This is a genomic window from Pedobacter sp. GR22-10, assembly GCF_026239715.1.
In the GTDB taxonomy this organism is placed as follows: Bacteria; Bacteroidota; Bacteroidia; order Sphingobacteriales; family Sphingobacteriaceae; genus Pedobacter.
In genome coordinates this window covers 1,398,852-1,410,801 of sequence record NZ_JAPIVR010000001.1, presented here as the reverse complement: position 1 = coordinate 1,410,801, position 11,950 = coordinate 1,398,852, and the positions used below count along the sequence as shown (strand labels likewise).

14 protein-coding genes and 1 tRNA gene are annotated in these 11,950 nt (G+C 40.7%); 8 read left to right on the top strand and 7 right to left on the bottom strand.

The annotated features are described in order from the left end of the window. Positions 1-46: 46 nt before the first annotated feature. The 7 genes from OQX64_RS06040 (at position 47) to OQX64_RS06010 (ending at position 3,549) form a co-directional block, all read left to right on the top strand. A complete protein-coding gene (locus OQX64_RS06040) occupies positions 47-199 on the top strand; it encodes a hypothetical protein (protein WP_172406514.1) in 153 nt (50 codons plus the stop codon). Beyond that, positions 196-825 (top strand): ABC transporter ATP-binding protein, encoded by a 630-nt coding sequence (locus tag OQX64_RS06035; protein WP_265818043.1) that lies wholly within the window; start codon positions 196-198, stop codon positions 823-825. Before OQX64_RS06040 ends, OQX64_RS06035 begins: the two co-directional genes overlap by 4 nt. Next, a complete protein-coding gene (locus OQX64_RS06030) occupies positions 822-2,033 on the top strand; it encodes an ABC transporter permease (protein ID WP_265818042.1) in 1,212 nt (403 codons plus the stop codon). Before OQX64_RS06035 ends, OQX64_RS06030 begins: the two co-directional genes overlap by 4 nt. Further along, complete coding sequence (locus tag OQX64_RS06025) at positions 2,033-2,473, top strand: hypothetical protein (protein WP_265818041.1); 441 nt, start codon at positions 2,033-2,035, stop codon at positions 2,471-2,473. Before OQX64_RS06030 ends, OQX64_RS06025 begins: the two co-directional genes overlap by 1 nt. Continuing rightward, positions 2,470-2,919: a hypothetical protein gene (locus tag OQX64_RS06020; RefSeq protein WP_253249025.1), complete on the top strand. Its 450-nt coding sequence runs from the start codon at positions 2,470-2,472 to the stop codon at positions 2,917-2,919. Before OQX64_RS06025 ends, OQX64_RS06020 begins: the two co-directional genes overlap by 4 nt. A gap of 9 nt (positions 2,920-2,928) precedes the next feature. Beyond that, entirely contained in the window at positions 2,929-3,366 is a 438-nt protein-coding gene (locus tag OQX64_RS06015; protein ID WP_088301665.1) for a Fur family transcriptional regulator, read from the top strand. Between the two features lie 109 nt (positions 3,367-3,475). Next, positions 3,476-3,549: transfer RNA gene (locus OQX64_RS06010), tRNA-Arg, on the top strand. Between the two features lie 172 nt (positions 3,550-3,721). On the opposite strand, the gene OQX64_RS06005 is transcribed toward OQX64_RS06010, so the two are convergent. The 7 genes from OQX64_RS06005 to OQX64_RS05975 form a co-directional block, all read right to left on the bottom strand. Further along, positions 3,722-3,889, bottom strand: coding sequence for a hypothetical protein (locus OQX64_RS06005; RefSeq protein WP_172406513.1), 168 nt, complete (start codon positions 3,887-3,889; stop codon positions 3,722-3,724). A 111-nt stretch (positions 3,890-4,000) separates the two neighbouring features. Beyond that, the gene (locus tag OQX64_RS06000) at positions 4,001-4,456 is read right to left on the bottom strand and encodes a hypothetical protein (RefSeq protein WP_140418675.1); all 456 of its coding nucleotides are present in this window, start codon (positions 4,454-4,456) and stop codon (positions 4,001-4,003) included. Positions 4,457-4,571: 115 nt separating this feature from the next. Then, positions 4,572-4,805 (bottom strand): hypothetical protein, encoded by a 234-nt coding sequence (locus OQX64_RS05995; protein WP_265818040.1) that lies wholly within the window; start codon positions 4,803-4,805, stop codon positions 4,572-4,574. 161 nt (positions 4,806-4,966) lie between these two features. Next, on the bottom strand, positions 4,967-6,136 hold the full coding sequence (uxuA, locus tag OQX64_RS05990; RefSeq protein WP_265818039.1) for a mannonate dehydratase: 1,170 nt from the start codon (positions 6,134-6,136) through the stop codon (positions 4,967-4,969). Between the two features lie 61 nt (positions 6,137-6,197). Further along, the gene (locus tag OQX64_RS05985) at positions 6,198-7,022 is read right to left on the bottom strand and encodes an SDR family oxidoreductase (RefSeq protein ID WP_265818038.1); all 825 of its coding nucleotides are present in this window, start codon (positions 7,020-7,022) and stop codon (positions 6,198-6,200) included. 19 nt (positions 7,023-7,041) lie between these two features. After that, the gene (locus OQX64_RS05980) at positions 7,042-8,511 is read right to left on the bottom strand and encodes a glycoside hydrolase family 30 protein (protein WP_265818037.1); all 1,470 of its coding nucleotides are present in this window, start codon (positions 8,509-8,511) and stop codon (positions 7,042-7,044) included. Positions 8,512-8,685: 174 nt separating this feature from the next. Beyond that, positions 8,686-10,506: a glycoside hydrolase family 2 protein gene (locus tag OQX64_RS05975; protein ID WP_265818036.1), complete on the bottom strand. Its 1,821-nt coding sequence runs from the start codon at positions 10,504-10,506 to the stop codon at positions 8,686-8,688. Between the two features lie 397 nt (positions 10,507-10,903). Between OQX64_RS05975 and OQX64_RS05970 the strand changes: the two genes are divergently transcribed. Then, on the top strand, positions 10,904-11,923 hold the full coding sequence (locus OQX64_RS05970; protein ID WP_265818035.1) for a LacI family DNA-binding transcriptional regulator: 1,020 nt from the start codon (positions 10,904-10,906) through the stop codon (positions 11,921-11,923). Positions 11,924-11,950: the final 27 nt, after the last annotated feature.

Below are 11,950 nucleotides of genomic sequence, written 5' to 3'. Positions count from 1 at the left end.
TCGATTTAACGTCCTTCTAAAAAGAAAACAAAATATATTTGCAGCCATGAACAGAAAGATTAAAGTTTTATTTATCACTGCCCTGAGCGCAATCTGCATGATGAACCCCGCCTGCCGGCACGCAACCAACGACGGGCAGGAAATTTATCGCCGTTATGCCATTAAAAATATCCGTTTAATCTCACGCCACAAATTATGATCAGCATCCAATCTCTAGTTCATCAATATCACCAGGCACCATCGATGCAGTTTCCCGACTGGGAAATTAAAGATCAGGAACAATGGTTGTTACTTGGATCGTCTGGTAGCGGAAAAACAACTTTACTTCATATCCTGGCTGGTTTATTGAAACCAAAGAGCGGACATGTACAAATTGATGGTACCAATCTGTATGCTTTGTCTCCTAAAAAAACCGATCAGTTCAGGGGGCAGAAAATAGGTGTTGTTTTCCAGCGGCCACACCTGATCAAGACTTTAAACATCTATGATAATATTGCTATTGCTTCTTCCTTTGCAGGTTTACCTGTGGACGGAAAGCGGATTCTGATGTTGCTGGATACGCTGGGGCTAGCTGGCAAAGCCAAAAATTTTGCAAGTGAGTTAAGCCAGGGGCAGCTGCAGCGGGTTTCTATCGCAAGGGCATTAGTTAATCATCCCTCGGTGCTGATTGCTGATGAACCAACCTCCAGCCTGGATGACGAAAATGCTGAACATGTGATATCATTGTTAACAGAACAGGCTGCATCAAGCCGCGCGGCTTTAATTGTGGCTACACATGATAACAGAGTGAGAAACCGTCTAAGTCAAGAATATCTATTATCATGAACATATTAAAACTAAGTACAAAAAACTTATCCGGAAATGCGCTCACTACCGTTTTAAATATCATCCTGGTGGCGTTTGGAGTAGGTATTTTGTCAATACTTTTTCTGGCCTCCACACAAATCGGCAATAAACTGGAAAGCAATTCTAAAGATATTGATCTGGTGGTAGGCGCGAAAGGCAGTCCGCTGCAGCTCATTTTAAGCAGCATTTATCATATTGATTTTCCGACAGGCAATATTCCGGCTAAAGATGCGCAGGAGCTGATGCAGAACCCGATGGTAAAACGTGCCGTTCCGCTGGCACTTGGTGATAATTATCAGGGTTACCGGATCGTGGGCACAGATTCTACGTTTACAGGCTTATATGGTTTAAAAATAGCTGAAGGGACTTTCTGGAATAAAGATCTTGATGCCACTATTGGCAGTGCGGTAGCACAGGAATCAAAATTAAAGGTTGGTGATAAATTTTTCGGGGCGCACGGTTTATCTAATTCCGACGATGAGCATAAACAACATGCCTATAAAGTTACCGGCATCTTGGCACCCCAGGGTAACGTAACGGATAATCTTATCCTGACCAATATTGGCAGTGTTTATAAAATGCACGAACCCAGTCATGAAGAAGAAAAAGCGCATCATGGCGAAGAGGAAAAGGAAATTAACAACCGGGAAATTACTTCCTTGCTGATCCAGTACCGTTCGCCCATGTCGGTAGTGGTATTTCCGAGAATGGTAAACCAGAGTACAAATATGCAGGCGGCTTCTCCGGCTATGGAAAGCGCCAGGTTATTTTCATTGATTGGTGTGGGTATTGATACCTTGAAATGGTTTGCCATTCTGATTATGGCCATATCTGCATTGAGTGTTTTCATCAGCTTATTTAATTCCATGAAAGAGAAAAAATACGACCTGGCTATTATGCGTTGCCTTGGTGCTTCCAGAATCAAAATCTTTTTTCTGGTGATGCTGGAAGGCTTGCTGATTACCTTAACAGGAGCTATAGTGGGTTTAGTCATCGGCCATGTGGCTTTAAGTATGATTGGTCATTTCCAGGAATCTGCCCAGGCACGGCTTACTGGTGCCTATTTTGTGGCTGATGAATTATACCTCATAGGCGCAGGTATGGCTATAGGCATTATTGCAGCGATTATTCCGGCGATACAAACCTACAGGGTTGATATTGCCAGTACCCTTTCAAAAGATAAATAATGAAATACGTATTGTTGATTGCCTTCTTTTTTTTCAGCTGCGCTGGACTTCGTGCCCAGGTAAAAGTACATAAAGATATGCGTACACCCACCTGGAATTTAATCGGTTTGCGTTATGACAAGCAGGTAGAGCACTTAAAATGGGTAAGTGTCTTCCCTCCTGAACTGATGGCCTTAAATAACAAAGTGATTGAACTGCCGGGCTACATCTACCCTACTAAAGTGGGCGCAAAATTTTCAGAGTTTATGCTGTCTATTGTACCTATAGAATCTTGCCCGTTCTGCGGCAGTGGAGATATTCCCTCCATGATTGAGGTGAAAATGGTATCAGCCATCCCTTTTACAGATAGGCCGATTAAAATAAAAGGGAAATTTGTGATCAATAATTCTGGAGATGACCGTTCTGAATTCTTTTTATTAGGTGCTAAACAAATCCCATGAGAAAGCTGACTGTAATTATTTTATTTTTTTATGTAAATTTTTGTTCGGCACAACAGAAACCGCACCGGCCGGGTGATGAACTGCGGTCGCTAAACTGGGATGTGATTGGTAGCGTTAAATTTGAACTGAACGATAAAAATGAGCTCCTCCCGATTTACGGACCGACCATCAATCGTTTTAAGGATGCAGAGTTTGATTTGACTGGTTACCTGATTCCGGTCAAAAGCGGTAAAAAACAACAAAGGTTTTTATTGGCTACCCTACCCATCAATCAATGCTTTTTTTGCGGGCAGAATGGTGTGCCCATTATGATTATGGTGGAACTCAGTGATCCGGTTGATTTTACCGATAAACCCATCCGGGTAAAAGGAATTTTGAAGCTGGCCAATACCAACGCCACTTATGAACCGCCTGTATCCATTAAGAATGCCAAAGTAATTCGTTAATTTTACATTATGAACCAGAAGGAAACACAGCAATATGAAGATCTTTTAGTTAAAAACGGACTGAAAAGGACAGGCGCACGCTTACAGGTTTTAGATATTTTATCTCACCGTGATTCTGCCACCTCTCAGCCTTATCTGGAAAATGTGGTGGGCAAGGAAATTGACCGGGTAACCCTTTACCGGATTTTAAAAACTTTTGAAGAGAAAGGCATTATCCACCGCGTTTTAGATAATCAGGGTACGGCTAATTATGCCATCTGCTCCAATTCCTGTTCGGAACATGACCACCATGATGAGCATGTGCATTTCAACTGCAGCAAGTGTTTACAGGTTTATTGCCTGGATGAGGTGAAGATTCCGTCATTAAAAATTGAAAAAGGCTTTAAAATTGAAGATATGAATCTGGTTGTTTCGGGAATTTGCAAGGCCTGCAATAAGGCTAATTAATTCGCTATGAATTGGTTATTCCTGCGAATTTAAAATCATTGAAAATTCTTTAAAATATATTTTTGCTTTATAGATAGAACTTCTATATTTGCAGCTCATTAAAAAATGAGCCTCGGTAGCTCAGCTGGATAGAGCGTCGGTTTTCTAAACCGAGGGTCAGGGGTTCGAGTCCCTTCCGGGGTACATTTAAAGGTCTTTAGTTTGCTAAAGACCTTTTTTTATACCAGAACTTTTCAGGTTTTCTCTGGCTCCGTTATTATGTCCAATACGATATTTTCGCTAACGCTTTTATAGAACATAAAAAAGCCGCTTCGAAATAATTCGAAGTGGCTTAATTACCTAACCTAATTACACCTTACATTTTCGCAGCAGCTTTTTTAGCTTTGTGATGATGTTTGGTATGCGCTTTTTTTACATGTGTTTTTTCTGTTTTTGCTTTAACAGGTTCTTTGGTTTGAGCATTTGCTGCATTTACAGCGAAAGTAGCTACCAGGGCGATCATTAAAACTTTAATTGCTTTCATTTTGATATGATTTAGGGGTTAATAAACCTTGTTAATTGTTTAATAAATTTCCACATATCAAATGAAGAATTGATGAATTTATCCCTTCTTTTAAATTAATTATTGTTGGTGCTAATCTATGGCAATCAACTGGTTAAATACGGCCATGGTAGCTACCGGAGCATCCGCCGGGTAAGTGGTATAATGAATGGTCAGCTTATGCTGATCAATGGAAAACTTTCCGCTATCAAATAAAATATAATTTACCGGGGTATTCGTGATGATTTTGCCCGTAGCAGATTTCTCAAGGTTACTCGCAGTATTCACAATTAAACGATCTCCGGAAATCGTATATTTCCCAATCACTTCCATTTGCCAATATTGATTATTCTGATCTCTGATTTGCATGGAGAATTGACCTCCTGTTGCGAAAAGCAATCTCCTGCTATATGCTTTTTGAGGTGTTTCTTCCCATGCCCCGGTTAAGACATCCTTTGGTACAGCAGGTATTTTGTCTTTCCTACAAGAGACGATGACCAAAGAAAGTAAAAGTAGCAACCCGCTAATTGATCGTAATTTATGCTTCATATTTTTATTAGTTTACATGATAAACGGTTATAAGATCATAAAACGCTACAAAACTGAAGTATATTTATTTAAAATCAATCAGGAATAAACGGGAGTTTGAATTTATCGCTAAATGCTAAGCATCTTCACCATTCCATACATCATCATCAGCTTGCTTAATTTCATCATGACTGGATGTGGCCGATTTAAATTCTTCATGGTGATAATTGCGTTCGGGATTTTCAGGTAGCATATCCTCGTGGTTCGGAATCGTTTTCCTTAAATGTTCTGTTTTTTTTACCTCTGGCAAGTCATCATGAATAACGGAAGGCGTTAAAATCTTTTTTTCGGGATGCAGGTTATTTTCCATAATGATTAAAGGGCAAATTTCAAGCCACAAGCAAAGATGCATTTAAAATAGGATCAAATAACAAAAAAGTTAGATGTACTGATAGCGTTTGTGGAAGGAGATTTTATGATACTCCTAAATAAAAATGAGGCCTTTTGAGCCTCATTTTACACGACCAATGTTTAATAGTTACCGGTCACCCCTACTTCCAGTCCGCGCAATTCTGCAAGTCCCCTTAATCGCCCTATGGCCGAATAACCAGGATTGCTTTGCTTGGCCAGATCATCCAGCATCTGGTGGCCATGATCCGGACGAAATGGAATTGACCGGTCTCTCAGGGCATTTTCTGCCGAAAGGGCTTTCATGATTTCGTACATATTTACATCGCCGCCCAGGTGGTCCGCTTCGTAAAAACTACCATCTTCATCTTTACTCACGTTGCGTAAATGCGCAAAATATATTCTGTCTTTTACAAGGTTAAAAATTTCCAGGGCATTGTTTTTCATTCCGGCACCTAATGATCCCGTGCAGAAACATACGCCATTAAATGCTTGGTTAACTTCTTCTATGATATATTTAAAATCTTCCAGCGTGCTGGCGATGCGTGGCAGTCCTAAAATCGGATAAGGCGGATCATCAGGATGAATGGTCATTTTGATGCCTTCTGCTGTACATACATTGGCAATAGCATTTAAAAAATATTTCAGGTTTTCTTTTAAACCCTGCGTTCCGATAGCAGCATATTCATCAATACTGGTCCTCAAGGTTTCCAGTTCAATTTCCTTTTCATTTGGGATGCCCATTAAAACGTTAATCCGCAGATCAGTTAGTTCCTGTGCACCCATTGTGGCATATTTATCTGCTGCACGTTTTAAAATCGATTCGGAATAGTCCTCTCTGGCACCTGCCCTTTTTAAAATATACAGGTCAAATATGGCGAGGTCAATCCAGTTGAAATATAAAGCTTTCGAGCCATCTGTCATTTCCAGATCAAGCTGTGTACGGGTCCAGTCTAACACTGGCATGAAATTGTAACACACAATTTTTATTCCACAGGCCGAGAGGTTTTGAAGGGAAATTTTATAATTCTCCAGGTAGTGATCTGCATCTGCCCTTCGGGTTTTAATGGCCTCATGTACCGGTACACTTTCTACTACAGACCATGTCAAACCGGCTGCTTCAATAATGGCTTTCCTTTCTTCAATGTCTGCCAATGGCCAGATTTCACCATGGGGAATATGATGAAGTGCTGTTACAATCCCCGTTGCGCCTGCCTGCTTCACATCTTGCAAACTTACCGGATCAGCAGGACCATACCAGCGCCAGGTTTGTTCTAATTTTTTATAATTCATGTTATATTTGGTTAATCTATCCGATCCTTTAAGAGCCTTGCGTTAAATCTGAAATTTTTAATTAAACACCAGAAAATGCGCAGAAACCACCATCTACGGTAATGTTTTCTCCGTTGACAAACTTCGATGCATCACTTAAAAGATAAACCAGCGCCCCAATTAATTCTTCAGGTGCACCAAAACGTTTAAACGGCGTTTTAGTAATAATGGCATTACCTCTGGCAGTTAATGAGCCATCCGGATTGGTGAGCAATGCCCGGTTTTGGTTGGTAATGAAAAATCCGGGTACGATGCCATTGATTCTGATTTTATCCTGATAACGGTTAGCGAGTTCTACCGACATCCATTTGGTATAACTGTCAACAGCAGATTTAGCCATGGAATACCCCAATACCCTGGTGATGGCCTGTGTGGCAGAAACCGAAGATATATTGACGATACTGCCCCCATTTTTAGCAATCTCCTGACCAAAAATTTGAGTTGGGATAATGGTTCCGAACAAGTTTAAATCGAAAACCTGTTTCAAGGCTGAAATGTTAAGGTCGAAGATGTCGCTTCCCGGCTGGATTACGGCCTCGGCTACATTGCCTCCCGCTGCATTCACCAAAGCATCTATTTTGCCATAGGTTTCCATGATTCGTGTTTTGGCTGCCAGGAGCGCCTGCTCATCCAGCACATCTGCGATAATATAAATGGCTTTGCCACCGGCATCGGTTACTTCTTTCGCACGGAGTTTCGCTACCTCCTCATTTCGGCCAATAACCACAAGACTTGCTTCCGCGGCATGCAGGCCCTGAAGAAATGCTTCACCCAGTACGCCTGTTGCGCCGGTTACCACCACTACTTTATCTTTTAAAGAGAAAAGATTTTCGATTTTTTTGATCATGTTTAGGTTTTTATCTGGTTTATTCTACCACTAATGTGGTAATGGAATGTGGCAGGCTGGTGGTATTCGCAGCCTCTCCCTTAATCCACAAACTATATTTTAATTTCTCATCTGACTGATTCATCACCACCACCACTAATTTGCCATCGGTATTCAGGAAAGCAGTTGATTGCAATAAATCTCTGCTGGAAGCTACGCCTACTCTTTTAGCACCAGGACGGATAAATTTGGAAAAATGGCCCATATAATAATAAGCATTGGTATAGATAAGCTTATCTTTTTTAAGATCTGCATGCACAGGTGCAAAACAAAAATTTCCCACATGGTTTGGTCCGCCCTTTTCGTCTAAAAGAATATTCCAATCGGTCCAGGCTGCAGTTCCGGTATTAAAATCATTGATCATGGAATAGCCATAACGCTCTCCCAAAGTCCAGTCATCCAATTTATTTACATCAAATTTTTCTTTGCAACCTTCAGTAAAAATCAATGCCTTATCCGGATAAGCCTCATGTGTTTGGCGTACGTTACCAAACTGCATGCCGCTGCCTGTCCAGGTTTCATACCAGTGGAAACCGATGCCCCAAACGTATTTAGCAGCATCTTTATCGTTTAGAATGGTACTTGCCCTCTGGAAAATCTGATCACGGTTATGATCCCAGGCGATTAACTTTTTAGATGCCAAGCCTGATTTTTGCAGAGTTGGACCTAAGAAATTCTTGATAAAATCACGTTCTTCTTCAGCTGTATATACACATGATTCCCAGATCTGTTTAGCCATGGGTTCATTCTGAACAGATAAACCCCAGATCGGAATGCCCATTGCTTCATAGGTTTTAATAAACTTTACATAATGGTTAGCCCAGCTCTGGCGAAATTTAGGAAGCAGGTGTCCGCCTTTAATTAAGCTGTTGTTATCCTTCATCCAGGCGGGTGGCGACCAAGGGCTTACAAATAAAGTTAATTTACCGCCAGCGGCAGCAGTGGCCTGTTTGATTAATGGAATTTTAAACTGCTCATCATGTGCTACACTAAAGGTTTTTAAATCTTTATCTCCATCTTTCACATAAGTATAACTGTCGCTGGAGAAATCGCAGCTGGCAATATTGGTCCGGGCCAGTGTATAGCCGATTCCCTTATCTTTATTATAATAGGCTTCCAGTAATTCCTGCTGGTTCTTTTTAGATAGCCTGGCAAACGTTTCAGCCGAGGCATCAGTTAAGGCACCGCCGATTCCCACCATGGTTTGATACTTTACCGTGGGGTCTACAAAAATGCAGGGTTCTGTTTCAAAAGGTTGCTTATTTTCTATGAAATTTAATGTTTCTGTTTTACTGATCCGGTATTCAGACTTTTCAGCTGTGGTGTAAACAGTTACTTTTTTATTTCCGATGCTATAGTTTGCGGCGGGCCTGGTTATCTGTTTCTTTTGCTGTGCCGATGTACCAAAAGCTGTTGCCAGAAGCAGTAAAACACTTAAATGTTGTTTCATTATTATTTCTTTAATTTACGTTTAGATCTTCAAAGAGATCTCAGGTGAATGATTGCCGAATTTCAGGATAAAACCATTGATTCTACCCAGGCAAACATCATTTTAACGTATCTTTTTTATGGATGATGTCTGTTAACCGCCTAACAGGCTATCCCTTAAAAAGATAAATTTTAATTATTTATATTTCGCTTGCATTTGATCATAAAAATCTTTCACAATAAAAAAAGCTTTCTTTTTCTTCCCGGTTTCACTGATCAGCCCTTTGCGGTTCCAGAAATTCTGATAAACAGGGTGCTGCCTTCTCGGCGACCTGAAATCAGCCAGAATCCATGGTGTTACCCCGCGCAATGCATTGATTTTACTTAACATGCTAAACTGATTTTTATAAAGTGCTTCCTGGTATTCTTCACTCCAGCGGGTACTTTCATCACCGTGAAATCCACCCAAAGCATCTCCGCCAAATTCACTGATGACTACTGGTTTTTTATATTTGATATCAAAAGTATATTTAGACAGTTCTGCCGGTGTGCCGCCCCAGTACCAGCCTGCATATTCATTAAAGCTCACCAAATCGATGACTTCACCCAAAGGATCATTTAAAACCATGGTATTGCCCTCACGGTGAACTTCCAATGCTGCAGCCACCAGTCGACTGTCGTCAAGCATACGTGCTGTTTCGGCCAGGTTTCTCATGAAACTCAGGCGGGCTTCGCTCAGTGGTGTTTCATTTCCAATTGACCAGATGATTACACTTGCACGGTTTTTGTCTCTTACAATTAAATCGGTCAGCTGTTGTTTCGCATTGGCGTAGGTGGAAGGATTGGTCCAGCTAATGGTCCAGTACACCGGCACTTCGGCCCACACCATTAATCCCATTTCATCGGCTAAGCGCAGCATTTCTTCGTTATGGGGATAATGTGCCAGGCGAACATAGTTGCAGTTCATGTCTTTTGCCCATTGCAGCATCATCCTCATATCACCTTCCGAACGCAAACGGCCTGCCAGCAATGGGTTTTCATCATGAATGGAAACACCACGCAGGAAAGTGCTTTTACCATTCAGGAGAATAGAATCACCCTTTACCTGAATGGTTCTGAACCCGATTTTATCGTTGATGTCTTCCTTATCGCTTTTAATATTCACGCCATACAACTTCGGGCTTTCAGGCGTCCAAAGGGATAAATTATTCCAGGTAAATTCATCATTGATTTTTCCTTCGGCATCAGTTTTATATTTCTTTTCAAGCTTTAATTCTGGGATAGACAGGGTAATGTCCTGCCCTGCTGTCGCGTCAGACAGTTTCATAGAGAAATTAAGCAGGTTATTATTTCCCTTTACAAGCTGGAGTTTATAGTCACTGATGAAATGATCCGGAAATTCGGCCAGATAAACATCGCGTGTAATTCCACCATAATTCCACCAGTCGGTATTCACCGTAGGGATTTCATCAGGCTTACGGATATTGTCAACTTTCAAAATCAGTGTATTTTCACCTGGCTTTAAACCAGCTGTAACATCAAACTGGAAAGGCGTAAAACCACCTTTATGGATGCCCAGCTTTTTACCATTCAGGTAAACATGTGCCTCATAGTTCACAGCTCCGAAGTACACATAATATTTTTTTCCCTTTTCTGGCTTAACATCAAATTTTCTGCGCAGCCAAACATTACCCTCGTAAAGCGATAATTGTTCTGATTGAGAATTCCAGTCTCCGGGAACATTCATCTGTGGCGAGAGGTCAAAATTATATTCTATTAATTCTGTTTTGTCTTTCTGTACCCGGTCATCATAATACCCTCCCGTTCCACTTTTAGATTCATCAAAAGGCTGATGACGGTAATCGTAATAACCGTTTTCATAGGGATCAACAATATAATTCCATTTACCATTTAAACTCTGGATTTTTCTGCCCTGAATGTTCTGGATAGCACTAACCTGGGCATTGGCGATAAATGAAAAGCAAACAAAAAGTATGATATAACCTGATCTAAGCATAATTATTTTTCTTTAATGTGTAATGAACTGATCCAAAACTAACAATTAATTAACAGACGGTGTTTCCAAAAGGGAGGTAATTTGAAGAAAATTTATGTTAAAAGACTTTAATTGATTATTTTTTCTGATATCACCATTCCACTTATTCCCCTGCAAATGATACATTATTATAGCTGATCAACTGCATGTATTACGTTGGAAAGATTCGGTTATGGATAAAATTCCGGGCATAGAAAAAATAATGATCATAGGTTATTATTTGCAGAACGAATTTAAAAAAGCTTCATACAGGATCTGATTAAAGTAGCATATAAATAAAGTAAATCGGTTTCCATCACCATTTCAAACGTTTGAAATAATTGCAGATTTTGCTTAACTATGCGTAGAGATTTAAAAGATGATTCGCAACACACCCGTTACGCTGAAATTCCTGGCCGAAAAACTAAAAATGTCGGTATCTACCGTTTCTAAAGCGCTGAACGATTATCCCACCATTAATGCCTATACCAAAAAGCGCGTTCAGGAAATGGCCAGGGAGCTGCACTTCACCCCAAACAAATCAGCCATTAATTTACAGGAAAGAAAATCACGGATCATTGGCATTATCCTGCCCAATCTTTTAGATCATTTTTTTACCAGAAGCATTTATGGTGTAGAGCAATTTGCCACCGCAAACGGCTATAACGTAATCATTAAACAAACCCACGATGAACTGGAAAAGGAAATTCAGGCTGCAGATATGCTGCTGAAAAGCCGGGTGGATGGATTAATTATTGCCATTTCTAAAAATACACAAGATTTTGCGCACCTGGGCCAGTTCGAAAACCTGGGAATACCTGTGGTTTATTATGCCAGAAATCCAAGTTTCAATTTAAGCTGTCATAAAGTGCTGGGCAATACTTTTCAGGGTTGTTATGAGGCCACCCGTTTTTTAATCCAGCGAAAGCACCGGCAGATTGCCTACCTCGGCGGCCCTAAAATGATCAGTTTTACGCACGACCGCTTTAATGGATATATTCATGCCCTGAGAGATCATGCCATCCCTTTTAATGCCGATCTGGTGGCCTATACGGATTTTGATCAGCAGAGTACGATAGCAGCTATACAGCAATTATTCTCGAATACCGATTATTTACCTACAGCCCTGGTGGCGTTTAAAGAATCCGTTTTGTTTGATGCAATTAAATACCTGCGCGCTGTAAATTATGCCCACCTTCGGAATATGGAATTTATAGGTTTTGGCAATCATGCCTTTATCAGTTACCTGGATATTCCGCCTGTTGCCTCTGTAGAAGAACAGCCGGAGGACGTGGGTGAAAATGCGGTGAAACTACTGCTTCAACTGATGAATAAAGAAATTGACCACTCAGAATACCAGAAGATCATGGTAGATTGCAGGTTGGTTGTTCATGAGTAGTAACAATAAGCCCTGCCTGAAAACATT

Bases quoted from the DNA above. Each gene is read 5' to 3' on its own strand.
- OQX64_RS06015 (WP_088301665.1), top strand. From the start codon at position 2,929: ATGAACCAGAAGGAAACACAGCAATATGAAGATCTTTTAGTTAAAAAC.
- OQX64_RS06030 (WP_265818042.1), top strand. From the start codon at position 822: ATGAACATATTAAAACTAAGTACAAAAAACTTATCCGGAAATGCGCTC.
- OQX64_RS06000 (WP_140418675.1), bottom strand. From the start codon at position 4,456: ATGAAGCATAAATTACGATCAATTAGCGGGTTGCTACTTTTACTTTCT.
- OQX64_RS06020 (WP_253249025.1), top strand. From the start codon at position 2,470: ATGAGAAAGCTGACTGTAATTATTTTATTTTTTTATGTAAATTTTTGT.
- OQX64_RS06040 (WP_172406514.1), top strand. From the start codon at position 47: ATGAACAGAAAGATTAAAGTTTTATTTATCACTGCCCTGAGCGCAATC.
- OQX64_RS06025 (WP_265818041.1), top strand. From the start codon at position 2,033: ATGAAATACGTATTGTTGATTGCCTTCTTTTTTTTCAGCTGCGCTGGA.
- OQX64_RS06005 (WP_172406513.1), bottom strand. From the start codon at position 3,889: ATGAAAGCAATTAAAGTTTTAATGATCGCCCTGGTAGCTACTTTCGCT.
- uxuA (WP_265818039.1), bottom strand. From the start codon at position 6,136: ATGAATTATAAAAAATTAGAACAAACCTGGCGCTGGTATGGTCCTGCT.
- OQX64_RS05975 (WP_265818036.1), bottom strand. From the start codon at position 10,506: ATGCTTAGATCAGGTTATATCATACTTTTTGTTTGCTTTTCATTTATC.
- OQX64_RS06035 (WP_265818043.1), top strand. From the start codon at position 196: ATGATCAGCATCCAATCTCTAGTTCATCAATATCACCAGGCACCATCG.
- OQX64_RS05995 (WP_265818040.1), bottom strand. From the start codon at position 4,805: ATGGAAAATAACCTGCATCCCGAAAAAAAGATTTTAACGCCTTCCGTT.
- OQX64_RS05985 (WP_265818038.1), bottom strand. From the start codon at position 7,022: ATGATCAAAAAAATCGAAAATCTTTTCTCTTTAAAAGATAAAGTAGTG.
- OQX64_RS05980 (WP_265818037.1), bottom strand. From the start codon at position 8,511: ATGAAACAACATTTAAGTGTTTTACTGCTTCTGGCAACAGCTTTTGGT.
- OQX64_RS05970 (WP_265818035.1), top strand. From the start codon at position 10,904: ATGATTCGCAACACACCCGTTACGCTGAAATTCCTGGCCGAAAAACTA.